This window comes from Desulfovibrio piger ATCC 29098 (assembly GCF_000156375.1).
Lineage (GTDB): Bacteria > Desulfobacterota > Desulfovibrionia > Desulfovibrionales > Desulfovibrionaceae > Desulfovibrio > Desulfovibrio piger.
In genome coordinates this window covers 402,295-419,861 of record NZ_DS996355.1, presented here as the reverse complement: position 1 = coordinate 419,861, position 17,567 = coordinate 402,295, and the positions used below count along the sequence as shown (strand labels likewise).

Annotated in this window: 12 protein-coding genes and 1 pseudogene; 7 read left to right on the top strand and 6 right to left on the bottom strand. The window is 60.4% G+C overall.

All coding sequences use genetic code 11. The features are described from left to right. The 7 genes and pseudogenes from DESPIG_RS05240 to DESPIG_RS05215 all read left to right on the top strand — a co-directional run. A partial coding sequence (locus DESPIG_RS05240) for a hypothetical protein (RefSeq protein WP_006005880.1) occupies window positions 1-392 on the top strand: 392 nt, incomplete at its 5' end. Window positions 393-515: 123 nt separating this feature from the next. Continuing rightward, the gene (locus tag DESPIG_RS05235) at window positions 516-1,103 is read left to right on the top strand and encodes a phage connector family protein (protein ID WP_006005879.1); all 588 of its coding nucleotides are present in this window, start codon (window positions 516-518) and stop codon (window positions 1,101-1,103) included. After that, on the top strand, window positions 1,103-3,187 hold the full coding sequence (locus DESPIG_RS05230; RefSeq protein WP_006005878.1) for a phage tail protein: 2,085 nt from the start codon (window positions 1,103-1,105) through the stop codon (window positions 3,185-3,187). Before DESPIG_RS05235 ends, DESPIG_RS05230 begins: the two co-directional genes overlap by 1 nt. Next, the gene (locus tag DESPIG_RS05225) at window positions 3,187-3,813 is read left to right on the top strand and encodes a virion core protein, T7 gp14 family (protein ID WP_006005877.1); all 627 of its coding nucleotides are present in this window, start codon (window positions 3,187-3,189) and stop codon (window positions 3,811-3,813) included. Before DESPIG_RS05230 ends, DESPIG_RS05225 begins: the two co-directional genes overlap by 1 nt. Window positions 3,814-3,821: 8 nt before the next feature. Next, window positions 3,822-5,426, top strand: a complete 1,605-nt coding sequence (locus DESPIG_RS05220) for a hypothetical protein (RefSeq protein WP_006005876.1) — start codon at window positions 3,822-3,824, stop codon at window positions 5,424-5,426. Then, window positions 5,423-5,728 (top strand): annotated as a pseudogene (locus tag DESPIG_RS14530) (hypothetical protein); the annotation flags it as partial. The gene DESPIG_RS05220 and the pseudogene DESPIG_RS14530, both read left to right, overlap by 4 nt. Window positions 5,729-6,400: 672 nt before the next feature. Further along, window positions 6,401-12,781 (top strand): LPD3 domain-containing protein, encoded by a 6,381-nt coding sequence (locus tag DESPIG_RS05215; protein ID WP_246118374.1) that lies wholly within the window; start codon window positions 6,401-6,403, stop codon window positions 12,779-12,781. A gap of 896 nt (window positions 12,782-13,677) precedes the next feature. On the opposite strand, the gene DESPIG_RS12790 is transcribed toward DESPIG_RS05215, so the two are convergent. The 6 genes from DESPIG_RS12790 to yecR form a co-directional block, all read right to left on the bottom strand. Further along, the gene (locus DESPIG_RS12790) at window positions 13,678-14,664 is read right to left on the bottom strand and encodes a Rha family transcriptional regulator (protein WP_006005873.1); all 987 of its coding nucleotides are present in this window, start codon (window positions 14,662-14,664) and stop codon (window positions 13,678-13,680) included. Between the two features lie 268 nt (window positions 14,665-14,932). Then, entirely contained in the window at window positions 14,933-15,334 is a 402-nt protein-coding gene (locus DESPIG_RS13670) for a hypothetical protein (protein ID WP_006005871.1), read from the bottom strand. A gap of 180 nt (window positions 15,335-15,514) precedes the next feature. Continuing rightward, complete coding sequence (locus tag DESPIG_RS13665; protein WP_147589103.1) at window positions 15,515-15,712, bottom strand: hypothetical protein; 198 nt, start codon at window positions 15,710-15,712, stop codon at window positions 15,515-15,517. 179 nt (window positions 15,713-15,891) lie between these two features. After that, window positions 15,892-16,152, bottom strand: a complete 261-nt coding sequence (locus DESPIG_RS05205) for a Txe/YoeB family addiction module toxin (protein WP_006005866.1) — start codon at window positions 16,150-16,152, stop codon at window positions 15,892-15,894. Between the two features lie 2 nt (window positions 16,153-16,154). Next, a complete protein-coding gene (locus DESPIG_RS05200) occupies window positions 16,155-16,409 on the bottom strand; it encodes a type II toxin-antitoxin system Phd/YefM family antitoxin (RefSeq protein ID WP_006005864.1) in 255 nt (84 codons plus the stop codon). Between the two features lie 587 nt (window positions 16,410-16,996). Continuing rightward, complete coding sequence (gene yecR / locus DESPIG_RS14525) at window positions 16,997-17,419, bottom strand: YecR family lipoprotein (RefSeq protein ID WP_370684898.1); 423 nt, start codon at window positions 17,417-17,419, stop codon at window positions 16,997-16,999. Window positions 17,420-17,567 lie beyond the last annotated feature (148 nt).

Genomic DNA, 17,567 nt, shown 5'->3' with positions numbered 1-17,567 from the left:
CTTTCGCCGCCGCCGAGTTCGCCACCTTCGCCAGGGCCGGGCTGTTCGCGGACTGGGCCGCCGGCCAGACCTACGCCAAGGGCTACCGCCTGGCCCACAAGGGCATCGTCTATGAGGTGATGCAGGAAGTGACCGCCATCGAGAATCAGCCCCCAGATGCCACCGGGATGCTGGCCGTGTACCGTCCGCTGTCCGTGGACCCGGAGACCGGTGACGAACCGGATGGCAGCCGGGAGCATCCCTTCGCCTTCCTCTACGGCATGGACGTGAAGAACGGCAGCTACTACAGCTACGAAGGCAAGCTCTGGCTGGCCAGGGCCGACATGCCCGCCTGCGTCTGGACGCCTGGCACGGAAGGCCTGTGGCAGTGGGAAGAGGCGGGCGCGATCTGATCCTGCACGGATGCTGCCATCGCTCGCGTAAAAACTTAAAGTAAAACTTTATATTTTCCTGCCTGCAGGCAGGGCATCACCGGTCTCAGGCCGGATGCCCTGCCACACAAAAGGAATAACGCCATGCAGAACAAAACGTCCGTCCTCAACACGGCCCTTGTCCGGGTGGGCGCCCGGATGGGCAATGCGGGTTTTCAGGACACGCCCGCCATGCAGGTGGCGGGGGCCGTCTATGACAAATGCCGTACCCTGTGTCTGTCGCTGTACCCGTGGTCGTTCGCCCTGCGCCGCCAGCGTCTGGCCTTGTCGGCAGAGGCCGCTCAGGGGCCGTGGCCCTTCGCCTTCGTTCTGCCGTCCGACAGTGTGCGTGTGGTGGGGGCGGCACGTCCTGACCCATTCACGGCACGACCGGGCCCTGACGTCCGTTTCGAGATCGTGGGGGACAGGCTGGAGACCGATGCGGATGGGGTGCTGCTGACCTATGTGAGCGGCCTCGTGACGACCTTTCCCGATCTGTTCGCCGACATGCTGGCCTGGCGCGTGGCCTTCGAGATGGCGCCCTACATCTCCCAGGGCGGCGCGCAGGCGGAAGGCTACCTGCAGATGTTCGAACAGGCACTGGACAGGGCCAAAGTGGAGGATGACGCCCAGGCGTCCCCGCCCGCGGCGCCGTGGCCGTCCGTGTTCCTTGGGGAACGGAGGGTGGGCTGATGCCGGTCTTCCATACCCAGAACGTCCTCAACGGCGGCGAGATCTCGCCCCTGCTGCGCGGACGCGTGGACCAGCCCCGCTACAGCACCGGCGCGCGGGAGATGCGCAACTTCGTGCCCATGCCGCAGGGCGGTGTCACGCGCAGGCCCGGCACACGCTACCTGGGAACGGCCCTGGGCGACGGCGGCAGGCTGGTGCCCTTTGTCTTCAGCGCCACGCAGGGCCGCATGCTGGAGTTCGGCGACAGGGCCATGCGGGTCTGGCTGCCGGACGGGCGCGTGGTGGCGGACGAGGAGGGCGCTCCCAAGATATTCGAGTCCCCCTTCGCCGCCGCCGACCTGCGGGCGGTGCGTTATGCCCAGTCGGCAGACGTCATCTACTTCGCGCATCCTGGCTATGCGCCGCGCAAGCTCGCACGCCATGCCGACGACGACTGGCGCTGGTCCGAGCTGACCTTCATGCCCGCCATTGCCACGCCCAAGAAGCCCGCGCTCTCCACGGTGGGCACCCCGGAGGGGGACAAGAAGACGGACTACACCTATTGCGTCACGGCCATCGACGACAAGGGGCAGGAATCCTCGCCCTCCGAGCCGGCCAGCATCTCGGCCCAAGCCCTCAACAGCGTGGATTTCCACATCCGCATCAGCTGGGAGGCTGTGGAGGGCGCCACGGGCTACCGGGTGTACAAGAAAAAGATGGGGGTCTTCGGCTACATCGGCAAGGGTGGCGCGGACGAGACCTACATCGACGACAAGAACATCGGCGCGGACACCGAAGACACGCCCCCAGAGTACGAGGACCCCTTCGAGGGCGAGGGCAATTATCCCTCGCAGGTTTTCTTCCATCAGCAGCGCCTGGGCTTTGCCGCCAGCAACAGCCGCCCCATCACCATCTGGCTTTCCCGCTCCGGCGAGTTCGAGAGCATGGCCAAGTCCACGCCGCCCAAGGACGACGACGCCATCGAAGTCACGCTGGCCGCCACCCAGGCCAGCCGCATCGTCTGGCTGCAGCCTGACCGCAGCGCCCTGGCCTTTGGCACGGAAGGCAGCGAATGGACGCTGGAGCCTTCCGAGGGCGTGGCCCTGACCCCGGCCACGGCATCCTTCCAGCTCCAGACCACCAACGGCGGCAGCGATGCCGTGGCGGCCCTCTCCGTGGGAGGAAGCGTGCTCTATGTGCAGCGCGGCGCCGGGGCCATACGGGAGTTCGCCTACAACTACAGCGCCGACAAATACCTGGGGCAGGACCTGAACATCCTGGCCCGGCACATGCTCAGGGACGTGGACGTGGTGGCCTGGAGCTGGCAGCAAGAGCCCTATGCCGTGCTCTGGAGCGTCCTTTCCGACGGCACGCTGGCCGGACTCACCTACATGAAGGAACAGGAGATCGTGGGCTGGCACCGCCATACCACGGCGGGGGATTTTGTGGACGTGGCCGGCATCCCCGGCACGCCCGACGACCAGGTGTGGTTCCTTGTGCGGCGGGGCGGGCAGGTCTTCGTGGAGCGGCTGGAGCCCTTTTTCGACAGCGACGATCTGGCCGAGGCCTACTATCTGGACAGCGCCCTGGACTATCAGGGCGAGGCGGCCGCGCGCTTTGACGGCCTTGCCCATCTGGCCGGACAGGCCGTGCAGGTCTTTGCCGACGGCGGCACCATCGACGGGCTGGAGGTCTCGGCCGACGGCAGCCTGACGCTGGGGCAGGCCGCCACGTCCGTCCATGTGGGGCTGCCTTACGTCTCGCGCGTGGTGCCCAACCTGCCCGAGCTCCAGACGCAGCAGGGATGGAGCCTGATGCATGACCGCAAGATCCTTGCCGTGCGGGCGCGGGTCTACCGCAGCATGTCCTTCCTGGCCGGGGTGGGCGACAGCCTGGCCCCCATCATCGACCGCGACATCACCGGCGGCCTGTTCGCCACCACACCGTTCTTCAGCGAAGGAACGGATCTTGACCTCGATACCTGTGCCGGCTGGTCGGCGGCCTCTCCCCTGGTGTTCCAGGTGCAGAGCGCCACGCCCCTGACCATCCTGGCGCTGGTCACCACCCTGGAGATTTCTCCCTATACCGGAGGAGGGACGTTCTGATGGGAGCCATGACCCTGGCCCTGACCATGGGCGGCCTGTCGGCACTGAGCAGCATCGCCAGTACCAGCCAGCAGAACCGGCAGGCCCAGTACAACAAGAAGATGGCCGAGGCCCAGGCCCAGGCCGCACGCAACCAGGCCAAGGTCACGGCGGAGAAAGGCCGTATCGAGGCCGAGAACCTTGACCGCGAGCGTAACGCCCTGACACGGCAATATGCCGACCTGCAGGCCGGGAACGTGGCCAGCTTTGGTGCCCTGGGCGTGGACATGAGCAGCGGCAGCGCCATGGACGTGCTTTCCGGCAATGCGTCCCGCTATGCCGGGGATGTGGGCCTGAACCGTTACCAGAAGGCCGTCAACCAGTGGGAGACGGACGAGAACGTCAAAGCCAGCCTGACCAACGCCGCCAACTACGACGCGGCCGCCAGCTGGTACGGCAATTCGGTGAAGGGGCTGGGCAGCACCCTGCTGACGGCCGGTCTTTCCGGCCTGGCCAGCGGCATCGGCGCCTACGCCACGGCGGGAGGCTTTGGGGGCGAAGGCGGTTTCTTTGGAGACCTGTTCAATGATCCGGTCAAGGACGCGCTGGAGTTCTCGAAGAAGGCTCGCGGCACGGTGTGGAAATAGGGGGAGACATGGCCATCAGGGTACAGACCTACGACTCCGGCCCCCGGCGCATCCAGGCGGGCCCCATAGACCCCGGCGCGCCGCGCGGAGCCATCCGGGACGTGCGCGGTACGGCGCAGGACAGCCTTTTGGCGGACGTGCTGGCGGCGGGGAAGCAGCTCACCGGTATCGCCATCCAGGAATACGTCAAGGACGAGACCACGCGCGTCAGTCAGTCCTTGCTGGGGATGCAGCAGGAACTCAATGCGGAGCGCGACCGTTACATGGCCGAAAACAAGGGGCAGGATGCCATTGGGGCCGGGCAGCATTTCGAGCAGTTCGCCCGTGCGGCCGTACAGCGTCGCCTGCAGGATGACAAGTTTTCCGGCCGCTTTGCGGAGATGTTCATGAAACAGGCGTCCGGGGCGGCCCTGCACTTCACCGAACAGGGGCAGGCCTATGGCCGGCAGCAGAAAAGCGCCTGGGAAGAATCCGTGCTGCAGGGCGATATGGAGGAGTTCCGGAAGCTCGTAGCGCAGAACTACGACAACCAGGAACTGATCGAGTTCAACCGGGACGCCCTGCGCCAGCGCATCGAAGGGATGCGGCCAGGCATGGACAACCGGGCGCTGTTCTCCCGCCTGGACAGCCAGACGGCGGGCAGCATCATCGAAGGCTATCTTGCCCACGATGACATCAGCGGTGCCCGCGGGGCGCTGGACAAATATCGTGACCTGCTGGGCGGGGAGGTGAACCGGGTCGAGGCATCCATCGCTTCCCATGCCAGGGCACTGGAGAGCAGGGCGCGGGCCGAGGCGGAACGTGCCAGAGCCGAGGCCGTCACCAACAGGGTCGGGCAGTGGATCGCCGAGACAAAAGGGCTTGCGCCTGAAGAGCGGACGGCGGAACTGTACAGCCGCCTTGACGGCATTGCGGACATGAAAGAGCGGGCGCAGATGGCTGGTCTGGTCAATAGCGAGCTGGCTTTTGAAAAAAGGCGGGATGATGCCAAGGTCATGGGAGAAGCATACGAGCTGGTGCAGGCCGGGAAACAGGCCGGGGAATCTCCTCTGGTGTTCCGGCAGCGGGTGCTGTCCTCTTCCGCCTCTGAAGCGGCCAGAAAGCAGGCATTGGAAGACTACAATGGGGAGCTGAAGACCAATGAGCTTAACATGCGCGCCCTGGATGACCTGCGTACGCAGATAGACACGCGGCAGACGCTGGGGGATCCCATGACGCGGGATGAGGTCTATGCCTTCGCCTATGACAGACGCATGACGACGGAACAGACGAACAAAGCTCTGACGTATCTTGATGACGGCGGCAATGCCGGACAGCTCAGGCAAACATCGGTCAATGAGGCTTTCCTGACGCTGAATCCCGACAAAAAGAAAGCTGATGTCCCCGAATGGCTGTATGAGGCCGTGCGCATGCAGTTGCAGCAGGAGGGGGGAGGCAAAGCCCTGACACCGGCCCTGATACGGCAGTATGTAGCCCGTGCCATGATGCAAGGTACGCTGAAAGGTGGTGGCTGGTTTGGTGCCTGGGACAGTGGCGGCGTCCGTTACGGCAAGGCGCTGACGGAAGGTACAGCCCAAAACTGGGAACTTCCTGTGGAAGGAGATGATGCATGAGCCAGACCATGCCCCCCGAGCTTTTTCCGTCGCATGGACCGTCCATCCGTGCTGCCCTGGAAGTGGCCGATGCCGACGGCGTGACCGCGCAACGTGTGGCCTCCGCCCGCGCGACCGCCCTGCAGCTTGGCCTGCCCGACAGCGTGGTCGAGGCTGACCTGCAATACGCGCAACGCGAAGCCCAGGCCCGAAGGATAGAACAGAACAGCCCCTTTGCCCTGTGGGCCGCACGCTCCAAAGAGCGGGCCGCCCTTGCCCGTGACGATACGGACGGGCTGGCCGGTGTGTTCTCCACGGCCAAAGCCTTTGGGGAAATCAGGCAATATGAGCCAGGATTTTGGGAGGCCTTGGGAACATATTTGAAAGAAGGTGGCGAGGATACCGCTGAAAATATCGTTGCTACGGTTGGGGCTATCGCGGGCAAATTGGGCGCGAATGATTTTGCCGATCAAGTGGAGCGACTTGCGAAGCAACGTGAAAAGCGGCGGCCTGCCCCCCTGGAGTCTAACTCCGCCGTACAAAATTATGCAGGGGACGTAGTCAGAGCCCTGCCGCAGTTCGCTGGTGGCGTCTTGTCCTATATCGCCGGTGGCCCCTTGGGTGCCGTCATGTTTGGCGCGGCCCAGACAGGCGGTTCGCAATATCGCTCTTTGCGTCAGGAAAATGTCGAAAGAGACAGGGCTTTCATGGCCGCTGCGGCAACAGCCGGGCTTTCTGCTCCGCTTGATGCCCTTGGCACAGGGAAGTTCCTCAATATCTTCAAGGCATCAGGTGCCCGGCAAATTTTTCAGAATGCTGGCATAGCAGTCGGTACTGACTTCGTGACAGAATGGCTGCAAACCTACCCGGAAGAAGCCGCACGTATTTGGGGCCTTGCCGAGAAAAACGGAACGACTCTTGAGGAAGGGGTAAGGCTTTTTTTTGACAACTTCTGGGAGATGACCAGGCAAGGATGGTATGAGGGATTTGTCTCCATGCCTTTTGGCCTAATTGGTGGAGCTGGAAAGATTGCCGCCGATCGTCGCGCATCTAGGGATGCCCAGGCATTCGCCGAACAGAACACGGTCCTGCATGACGCCGTGGAAGCCAGCCAGACAAAACAGATAGCTCCGGATTACATGGAAGATGCGCTGGACCACGCTTCCGACGTTCTGGCGCAGTCCGTGTACATCCCGGCTCAGGCGGCACTCGATCTGGCCGGACAGGGGCGGGACGTGCTCACGCCGCTGGGCATCACGCTTGAGGAAGCGCGAAAGGCGGCCGCAAGCGGGGTCGATCTGGAAGTCAAGCTTTCCCGGGTGCATGCCCGTCTGGATTCCGCAGGGATGACGGCCGTGAACGATATCCTGCGCCAGACACCGGGCGCTCCGAACCTGCGGGAACTCAGCCTGATCGATGTCAATGACGAAGTGCAGGCGGCCCTTTCAGACGCGCGGCAGCGTCGTCGCAGGACGGATGCCGTACGGCAGGAAGAGCAGCGTCTGGTACGGGAGATGGTGCCACTGGTGGGCAAGGAGGCCGCAGAGATCTACGGCAAGCTGAACACCGCGCAGGCCCGTGCTTTCGAGGCGGCTTACGGCGTGGATGCCGCCGGATTGATGCGGCGGAGAAGCGTGGGGCTGGCGGGTGAAGACACGGATGGTGATGCCTTGAGGCAGGCCGCGCTGTACGAACAGACGCCCATGGGGGATGCTGCCCGCGCCAGCCTGGAACGTGACGTCCATGATTTCGGTGTGGCCGTGGACAACATCGTGGCGGCGGGGAAACTTCCGTCCGATCCGGTAAAGATGCTGGGGCAAACGCCGCTGGTCATGCAACTGCTGGGCAGGGATACCGTGACCGGCAAGGCCGCTGCCCAAGGCGGCATCTATGCCGCGCCGCACGTTTTTGACGGCACGCATCCCAACATGACGCCGGAGATGTGGAAACAGATCCCGGCGGCCATGGCTGACCCCATCGCCGTGTTCGATTCCGACAGCCCGGCGGGCAGGGCCAAGGGCGACCTGGTCTTCATGCTGGAACTCACCGACGCCAACGGAGCGACGGTGGTGGTGCCGGTGGCTCTGGATGTGGCGAAGGGAAGAAAGCAGGCGCATGTCAACATCGTAAAAAGTGCCTACAGCAAGGAAAGCGGCGGCGTACCTTCCAACCATTGGTTCATGCGGCAGCTCAAAAAAAATGCCCGTTATGTGAACGGGCAAAAAATGGAGCCTTGGCTGCGGGCCGCCGGGGCTGCTTCCCCTTTGGGGTCTTTGAAAGACGTAGCCGCAACCAATACTTCCGATAACAGGATATATACAGACGCCGACCTTGTCAATTTGCGGCAGGGCAATGCGGCGCTGTATCAGCCGTCTGCGGAGGCGCGAGACCTCAAGCAGCGCTTTGCGGCCATGCCCCTGATCGAGGCCGACAGCACGCAGTGGTTCGGGCCGGGAAAGGCTATTGATGCGGACAGCCGGAATATGCGCAAGGCCGTCCATGACTGGGCGCGTACCGCCTTTCCCCAGGGGACGACGGTCGCCAATGCGGATACCGGCTGGGGGGTGCAGGTAACGCCATCTGGTATCAAGGCCAGTCTTCATCATGGGTATGATGAGCTGCTGGCCCGATCCGTGCCCTTCATCCCGCAAATCATCGAGAGCGGTATCCATCTTGATTCCATAGAGAAAAAGCCTGGTCTTATGTCGCATATCTTTGCGAACAAGATCAGGCTGGACGGTCAGGATTATGTGGTTGGCTTCGTGCTGCGGGAAGACAGAACCGGCAACCGTTTCTACGATCACGAGCTGACAAAAATAATCAGCCCCGACTGGCTAAAGCCGGGCCGAGACACTTCCGAAGAAGCCTTGGGACACCGGACCAATCGGGGCATTTCCCCCGACTCGCTCAATGCGGACCGCTTTCCAGATGGTAGTGTGGTACACGCAGCCCGAGCGAACCGGGGTGATGTGATGAATATACTCCGGGAACGTTTGGGCGTCAATGACGGGACGGGGCAGATATTGTTCCAGCCTGATACCGCCGGAAAAGACCGTGCCCGGATCAGGCTCGATTCCCGGACAGCGGCCATCCGCATCTTCAAGGGCGCGGACATGTCGTCCATCCCACATGAGACGGCCCATATCTTCGTGGATGATCTGCGGCGCGTGGCGGCGGATGACGGCAGTATCGCCCGTGATCGTCTTCGGGCCGATCTTGAGCAGTCCGGGCGCGATGCGACGCCCTTTGCCACCATCCTGTCCGGTGAGGTGGACGCCGAAGGGGCCCGAGCCATGCTGCGGGATGTCCGTGAAGAGCTGGCGTCCCTGGAAGACAGCGAGGCCGGTCTGCGTGACGCTGCCGCGGCTGCCGGAAGGGGAGCTGACAGTGCCTCCATGCGTGAGGACATCGCCGCTGCACGCAAGCAGAACACGGAGCGCCGACGCGAGCTGCTGCCCGTGGAGCGGATGCTGTCCGGCTATGTGCGTCATCTGGATGGTCTGGCGCAGGCCCGGCGGGATATGGCGACCTTGCGACGCTTTGCCGGCATGGCCGAAGACGGCGGCCTGACCGCAGAACAGTGGCGCGAGGTACAGGAATACGCGGCACGTGGCTTTGAACAGTATCTTGGGGAAGGCAGGGCCCCTGTGAAGGAGCTGGACGGCGTGTTCTCCCGCATGATGCGCTGGCTGAAAAATCTGTATGCCAGCTGGCGCCAGTATGTCGGCGCTGACCTCGACGACGACGTGCGCCGCGTATTCGACCGTCTGCTGGCGACGGATGAACAGATCCGCAACGATCCTTCGCTGCGGGCCGCCCTTGAGCTGGAACAGGAGTTCCTTGCGGATGCCGGTTTGACTGCCGCGGAGCGCCGGGAGCTTGAAGACCTGCGTGACAGGGCCGAAGCCGAAGTGACGGCCAGGATGGACAGGGCCGTGGCCCGGGAGCGCGGCAAACGGTATCGTGCGGCGTTCGCGCAGGCGAAGGAGAGTTTGCAGGCCTCGCCTTTCTGGACGTTCATCCGGGAAGTGTCCCGCAGGGACAAACCCCTGACGGACGGCGAAGCCGGCACAGGCGGCATCAACCGGGATTCCCTCGTGGAATACTTGGGCGAAGACATGGTAAAGGACATCGCCAGAAAGATGCCCAGGCTGGTGAATGCCAGGGGGCGGGGGGATACGGTCGATTCTCTGGCCATGCAGTACCCCTTGACGGACGGTGATGCCGACGCTTTGGCAAACCTGATCTATGACGTCATCGTCGTGCAGGACGGCAGCGTGAACAAGCTGGCGGCACGTCAGGCGGAACAGGCCCTGGCGGAGCAGGACCGTGCCATATCGCCCGAGGACGGTCTGCTGGCCGGCGATGCCTACGGTCAGTACCTTGAGGCAGTGGAAAAGGCCATGCGCAGGCTGGGCAAAGACCGGCAGGCGCAGAACGAGCAGGACGCGGCGCGGCGCATGGAGCAGGAGAGCCTGCCCGAGCGGTACTACAGGGACCTTGCCCGCCGGGAAGTGGCGGACATGGCTGTGGCCCAGCTCGATGCGCAGCGCTTCGTGTCCGCCCTGCGCCGGGCCCTCAACGAGCGTTCCCGTGCCGTGCAGCGTGGCAAACCTGTTGAAGCCGTGCAAGCCATGCAACGGGCGCGCTTCGCCTTTGCCATGATGCAGGAAGTGCGCAAGGTCCGCGAGCTGGTGGACACAGTGCAGAAGAAGGCGCGCAAGGCGGCCCGCGTCAAGCCGGGGACGTATCCTGCGGCCCAGACGGAAGCCATCCGCAAGCTTGTGTCCGCCTTTGGCCTGCCCGCGCCGCAACAGGCCTGGGATGCCCAGTCCGGCGATATGAAGCTGCGCGATCTTGTGCAGCAGAGCGTGGACGATACGGAAGCCATCGACCTCATGCCCCTGTTCCCGGACTGGCTGCTGGATCTGGCAAATCCTGATCCAGCGGCAGCCCGGCGCGGCATGGCGCTGGACTGGAAGGCGCTGCGTCCGCTGGAGGTGGAGCAGGTGGGCAATCTGCTGGATTTCTTGGTGCATTCCGGGCGTGAGCAGAGCCGCACCGGCAAGGAGAGCCTGCGTGCCCGTGTGCAGGCCATCGCCGATGAGGCGGCGGCATCCATGAGCGGCATGAAGACCAACTACGCCAGTCGCCGGGATTCCTTGGGCGACGATCTGGACAGGGGCTTTTCCTCCATCGACACCATCGAATGGCAATGCCGCAAGGCCGACGGGTTCCAGAACGTCATGGGCCGTGACGGCAGCACGGAAGGCGTCATGGAGCGTGAAGTCTACGGTCCGTTGCGGGCGGCCACGGACCGTTACCATGCCCGCCTGAACAGCATGCACAAGGCCGTCATGCCGCATCTGGTGCGTCTGTTGCAAAGCGCCAAGGCCTGGGAAAAGAAATACGGCAGCAAGACCCTGAACGTCCGGGACGAGAAGGGGGCCGTAGTGCCTGTGCCCGAGGCCATCAGGCAGGCAGGCGATCCTGGATGGACGGCGGAAATGGTCATCGGCATGGCTCTGAACATGGGCAATACCGGCAACCGGGAGCGTCTGCGTTCCAGTTACATCGATGGGAACGGGAAGGGCGGGCTCACCTATGACATGGTGTCGCTGCTGCTGGGCGATGATGCGGCGGCCACGCTCTTTGAGCTGGACGCGGCGGCCATGGGGCAGATGACGGCCGGCAGGGCGCGCCGGGACGGTATCCTTTCCGCCGCTGACTGGCAGGCCATCCAGGGCGTTTGGGACGTGCTGGGCAGCCAGTGGGCCGATACGCAGGCCGCGCACAAAAGGCTCTACGGTTTCGCCCCACAGGGTATCGAGCCCGGGGCCTTCGCCGTGCGCGTTGGGGACGAGACCGTGCGGTTGCCCGGCGGCTATTATCCCATCAAGTACGATCCGCGTCTGGATATGAAGATGCGGGCGCAGGAAGGCAAGGAAGACGTGCTCGACCGTTCGGAAGGCATCTTCGGCATCCCGGCGGCCCGCAAGGGCTTCACCATGGGACGTGTCACGCATACGGGCCGTTCCCTGCGGCTTGGCGTCCAAGCGCTGCAGAAGCATCTGGTGGATTCCGCCCGTTTCATCGAACTGGGATACGACGTGCGCATGGCGGACAGGATCATCAATAATCCGACGTTCGCTGCCGAATACCAGCGGGTGTTCGGCATGCAGGATTACGACCGGTTCCGGCCCAACCTCAAAGGCCTTGTCGTGGATGAAGCCGTGCCTGACAGCTCGCTGCTGAAGGCGGCTGAAAAGGCCCGCAAGCACCTGGTCTACTATGCGCTGTCCATGAACCTGAATACGGCCCTCATGCAGCTGACGGCTGTCTTCCCGGCCGTTGGCGACGTGGGGCTGGTCAACGTCTCGCGCGGGCTGGCCCAGCTCGGTACACGGGGCATGGGCCTGGTGCGGGAGGTGTTCGCGGCCAGCCCCTACATGGAGCGCCGCTTCCGCAATATCGACGATGACCTGGCCCGCAAGGCCATGAAGTTCGAGCCGGGGCGGGGCATGACGCTGATCCGTGACGGCCAGGTCTATACCTGGGAGGACGTGGCGAATCTGGGCATGCTGCCCATCGCCGCGGCGGACTGTGCTGTCACCACGGCCATCTGGGCAGGGGCCTACCACAAAAAGATGAAAGAGCTGCGGGGCACGGCGGGCTGGAAGATGGACAGGGATTCCGAGTACCACAGCCAGGCCGTGGCCTATGCGGACAAGATCATCGCCCAGTCCAACCCGGACAACGACGCCCTGAGCAAGTCGGCCTTTGCCCGTGACAAGGGCATCGTCCGGCTGTTCAACGCCTTTTCCGGGGCCACGACGAAGTTTGCCCAGCGCACGCGCTACATGTGGCAGGGCGTGAAGCGGGGCCGGGTGACCAAGTGGGAATTTGCCCGCATGGAGCTGTACGACATGCTGCTGCCTGCTTTGGCCATGGTGGTCATGAAGGGACTGGCGCAGGGATTGTTCACCGGTGAGGATGATGACAACGAAGAGCTGGCCAAGCTGGCGCTGTCTACTACGATGGGGCAGTTCGCCATGGCTTTCCCTGTTGTTGGCAACCCCGCTGCCGACATGCTCGTGGCTGCAATGGGGGCAGGCGGCGGACGCCGGGCCGGTCTTTCGACGGCGCTGGATACGCCTCTGCAACTGGCGGGGAAGATGGCAGGGCTGGGCGGCAAGGCTACCCGTGGCGGAGATATTGACGGGGAAAAGCTGGTGATGTCCGCCCTTGATCTGGGCAGCTACATCTCGAAGATCCCTGTCGGTCCGGTGACGCGCCGGGCAGAGCGTGGCTATGAGCAATGGATGAAGGGCGAAGGAACGCCGCTGTCCCTGATCATGCCGCGTTCCGGGAATTGATAGAGGCTAGAGGCGGGGGCGCTGCAACGCCCCCACCGGCGCGGCGAATAGGCACCGCACCACGGCCCCACACGGGAGGACCGAACCCGTGCAGGGTATCCGCCTTTGATGTGCTCCAGTGGACCGAAGCGGAGACTTGATTGCGTTGCGGCGGCTGTGGCTTTTTGGTATCAGGCTTGTGTGGGCGCGTTCTCCGAAAGGAGGATACACCCATGAAGCACTTCCTCCGGGATGTGCTGGCCGGATTCCTGGCTAGCCTTCTCGCGGCGCTGGTAGCACATATGTTGACCAAATAAACGCCGCACCCCGGTAGAGGTGCCACTCTGCCGGGGTGCTAAAACCGATGTTGTGAAAATGTCGGGGGACGTGCCCCACGGGGCGGCGGGTGTTACCAGCACTCACCACCCCTTTCTTTTTAGATAGTCAGCTTCGGGAGAGAAGTCAACGGGGCCGTTGGAATGTTCTTGAAGGCCCCGTCGCTTTCCCCTATACTCCGTCTGCCTCCCCAGACAGCGCGAAGTCCTGCCCCGTGAGGAGGTGGTGTGCATGCTGAAGATCAGCGTGTCCATCAAGGTCACTGCCGGAGCTGTGGCCCTTCTCCTGACTGTCCTGCTGCGTTCGTGCAGCTAGCGATATTGGATAAGGTTCGGCCCCGGTAGTTTTTGCCGAACTACCGGGGCCGCTTGCTCAAATATGTTCCACCATGTTTGGGGAGGCGCGGGGTTCGCGCAGGGCGGATGGTGTTACCAGCACCTTCCGCCCTTTTTTTGTAAGCATCCTAGCAATATCGTGTCAAGTGTTTTTACTTTGGGTAGCTCTTGTCAAAACATTTAACGGCTAACGGCCTTCAGCGACAGCATGGCCCTTGCCGTGGATTCCAGGGCAGCATCCCGCCCCTACCTTCCCAGCGCCACGGCCATGTTAAGGCTCAGGCGCAGGTGCAGTCTGGCGTCATCCAATGCCTGGCTGAAGCGTTGTTCGGCTTCCGTGCGGCTCTGGAACAGGCTGTCCAGCAGGCACTGCGGGCTGAACATGGTATCAGCATTGCGGCCCAGGTCGGACACGGCGTAGCTGAACAGGTCGCCGCGGCGGGCGTCCAGTTCCCGCAGCATGGCCATGAACTCTTGCCGGAGGTCGGCTTCGCGCCGTGTCCAGTCCTGCCACAGCTCCAGCAGCGCGGCCTCCTGTGGGCCGGGGACGTGGCTCCGGTCGCGGTGCGGCGGGTAGAAGCAGCCGTTGCGGTACAGGGGCAGGCGCTCCGGCTGCGGCGGCAGGGCCTTGGGCAGCGCGTCGATCTTGGCCTGCACCCACGCCAACGCATCCGGTATCCACTCCTGCGGCAGCTCCTTGATGTTGGCGAGGTTGAAGGCGGCCTTGAGCTGGTTCCAGCAGGCATCAAAGGGCGCGTTGGACAGCTTTGCCCACGAGCCTACCAGCGCCCGCAGGGGCTTGCGGTCGGCCACGCTGGACGGCGTGATGGAGAGGGTGCCAGGAAAGTCCACGATGTCTTGGGTGATGTTGCGGGCGGCTTCCTTCTGCCGGGCCAGTTCCTCTTCCATGCGGTTGAAGGCTTCGATGTAGGCCAGCTTCATGGCCAGGGCCTTCTTGCCGGTATAGCCCATGACCAGCAGCATGAAGCCGTCGCGGTAGAGGATGAACATGGGCAGGGAGCGGCCTGTTTCATCGATGTATTCACTCACCCCAAAATTGGGGGCAGTAAATTTTCCCGGGCAGTTATCCATCAAATCTCTGACAGAGCGCATCACATGGTCGTGACGCTTTCCAAAAAACTGAGCAACCTCAAGGGACGTGGTGGCCGGGCGGCCGGAGTGGAGAGAGACGGAAGGGGAAAATGCTTCGGGAATGAGTTGGGCCTGTGACATGGTAAACCTCTGTGTGTTTTCTCATTGGCCCTTGCAGAATAACAAAGGGCCGGGAGCTGAGAACTGCACACAAACAGCCAGGCCTATTCCCCCGAAGGGTATTGTATTAGCCTACTCCCGACCCATGATGGTCATAGCATACACCACTCCCAAGGCGTTAGACAGCCTTGACAGGGCACAAAAATAGCCAAAGCTCACGGGTTGGCGTCCGTTGTGTGGGAGTTTCTCAGGCTCCGTAGGGAGAGGACGCCATAAAACGCTGGTGATGTCAAGGGTTAATAAGAGAATCTATGGATTTTTTATATCCTTCAAGACGCCATTGAGGTAACTCTTCTGTGGATCCAGGAAGTCGCATATTGATAAGGCTAAATATGTCTGCAACAATGATTATTATGGATAGCATCCATAAAATAGAAAAGAATTTTGCTATTGCTGCCCATATGAAATGGCCTGTATATTTATTCGCACTTCTCCATACACCAATACAAATAATTATTGTATATACAATTAAAAATGTATCATATGCTATTCCAACAACTTTTACTCCAATTAAATCATAATTATGATATATGGTTGCAAAAAATCTTTCTGCAAATTTTGATTTTATAAATATTTTACATATTGTTGATACAGCAACGCCGTATATCCAAAATATGATTGGAAGTGACACATCTCCATTTATAATTTTGTGAAAAAAATTTTTATCATTTATACAAATATCTATTTCACGAGCATCAACTTCTTTTGTATGTTTTTTATTTTTAAAGTAATTTTGAAATGATGATGTGACAAAAAAGGCTATTATGAGTGGTATATACCAAAAAAATAAAGCGATTGAAGGTATTAAACCTCATCCCCATGCATAATAGGCACCTGCGACACCGCATATACTGCCAATAAGAGGAAAATATCCAAGAATAAAAGCAAGGAAGCCAGCGAGCAGACCATCCCATCCCAACCAAGCATGGATGCCGTCTGCAATAGCGGATATTTGGACAATCCCCATTCCTAAATAGGCGATTCCTAGTATTATGCTAAAAAATTGCATTTGATCTTCCCCCTCAGGATAATTCTTGACGATAGCGGCAGGCTACCATGTCGGCTGGGCTGGGGCAATGGGCTGGGAGAGGAGAAGTGAAGGAAGGAAAAAAAGAAGGCGGCCCCGAAGAGCCGCCTCTCGTAGACAAAAGAGCTTGTCAACGCAGGTAGACAGCGAAGGCGAAACCTTCAGTAGTGGTAGCGGCACTGGAGGACGATCAGGGCCGCCCCCTGCTCGTCAAGGCGATACACGAGGCGGTCCTCCTGATTGATGCGGCGGGACCAGCATCCCGCAAGGTCAAAGCGGAGCGGCTCCGGCTTGCCAAGGCCTTCAAACGGATTGCGGAGCGCATCACGCAGCAGCTCATTGATGCGCTTCACTGTCCGTTTGTCGGTCACCTGCCAGTACAGATAATCTTCCCACGCTTGGGGCGTCCAGGTCAGCAGCATGGTCAGTCCTCAAGGTCATGCTGTACCGTCTTGCCCGCGTCAGCGGCGTGCAATGCTTCCCGCAACCGGGCGGCATTGGCCGGGGAACGCAGCAGGTAGGCTGTTTCCATGATGGCGTTGTAGTCCTCCAGGGACATCAGTACCACGGAGGGAGACTTCTGGCGCGTGATGATGACGGGTTCGTGGTGGTCACAAACCCGGTTCATGGTTTCTGCAAGGTTCTGCCGTGCCTCGGTGTAGGTGATGGCCTGCGACATATGCGCCTCCTTTTGTACAGATATAAGTACATATTTTATCAATTCTGTCAACACGCCATGGGGAGTCTGTGCTTAAGGCGCTTTTGACCCGCAGAAGTCCCTTTTGGGAAATTCCCAGAACTAAAAAAAGCCCATTTCGTCAAAGCGCTCCATATTTTCGTTCTAGGGAGTTTTTCGTATTTTTCCATACCACGTTGCAGAAAAATTTTTTTATGGGCTTAAAATCGAAATTTGAGCGCTGAAAAAAATTTTTCGCTCATTTCGATCACAGTTTCTTCCTTCGAAGGGGGCAGGGGAGTTGAACCCGTATAGCGGGCAAAGAGACGGGGTACATTCGGGGGTATCGAATTTGATATATTTTAAAGATATTCTTGTATTATAAATAGTTAAGCATGTTGTTCTATGTCCCCCGCCTCCACCATCAGCGCATGTCCCAGAGGCCCACAGTGCACCAAAATGCACCGTGGGCCTTTTCTTTTCGCGGGGTTACACAGTCCTTTGCCGTCATAGAGCATATTTTTCTAAGGCCCCTGGATAAGGCAGGATGAAGACGGTAAAGTCTTTGGGATATGCCCTCCGGTTGCCTATTATGGTTTGATGGATTTACCTACTGGCTCAGGCTGATTTTGCCCGGGATTACCTAGACACTGATAGGTGACTTCAGCTTGCATCTGGTAACAAACAACAGAGTATCCATTGTGCCCCATTTGAGTACAGCGCTGTACAATAGAGCCGAACGGTTCCGCTCCGGTATATCCCCATACTCTACACTTTGCCGCTGCCAAGGCGTCTGCTTGTTCACGATCTGCCTGCGGTATTTCCATTGCAGGATTCCACGTGATAGCCAATTTTACAATGGCATCAGAACGGCTTCCATCATGAGCAAACCAGTCCTTATGAACTTTTTGGGCACATCTAGCTCCTAAAGATACGCTTAGAAGTAGACAAACAAGTAACAGTTTTTTCACTCCTTTATGTATATAATTATATATGCACTTTATTTTACTCATTATTTGGGGAAGGGTGCTAGGGAATCTGAAGAGTTGCGTTCGTATCATCTTTTAACTCCGGAACAGATAATTCCGTCTTTTGGAAGGATCTTTGGACAGATTATCTTTCAAGGCAGATGTAAAGGTGATCGCATACTGCGATGGGGGA

Coding starts and splice junctions, on each gene's coding strand:
- yecR (WP_370684898.1), bottom strand. CDS start 17,419: ATGAGTAAAATAAAGTGCATATATAATTATATACATAAAGGAGTGAAA.
- DESPIG_RS05225 (WP_006005877.1), top strand. CDS start 3,187: ATGGGAGCCATGACCCTGGCCCTGACCATGGGCGGCCTGTCGGCACTG.
- DESPIG_RS05215 (WP_246118374.1), top strand. CDS start 6,401: ATGCCTTTTGGCCTAATTGGTGGAGCTGGAAAGATTGCCGCCGATCGT.
- DESPIG_RS12790 (WP_006005873.1), bottom strand. CDS start 14,664: ATGTCACAGGCCCAACTCATTCCCGAAGCATTTTCCCCTTCCGTCTCT.
- DESPIG_RS05220 (WP_006005876.1), top strand. CDS start 3,822: ATGGCCATCAGGGTACAGACCTACGACTCCGGCCCCCGGCGCATCCAG.
- DESPIG_RS05235 (WP_006005879.1), top strand. CDS start 516: ATGCAGAACAAAACGTCCGTCCTCAACACGGCCCTTGTCCGGGTGGGC.
- DESPIG_RS05230 (WP_006005878.1), top strand. CDS start 1,103: ATGCCGGTCTTCCATACCCAGAACGTCCTCAACGGCGGCGAGATCTCG.
- DESPIG_RS13665 (WP_147589103.1), bottom strand. CDS start 15,712: ATGCAATTTTTTAGCATAATACTAGGAATCGCCTATTTAGGAATGGGG.
- DESPIG_RS05200 (WP_006005864.1), bottom strand. CDS start 16,409: ATGTCGCAGGCCATCACCTACACCGAGGCACGGCAGAACCTTGCAGAA.
- DESPIG_RS05205 (WP_006005866.1), bottom strand. CDS start 16,152: ATGCTGCTGACCTGGACGCCCCAAGCGTGGGAAGATTATCTGTACTGG.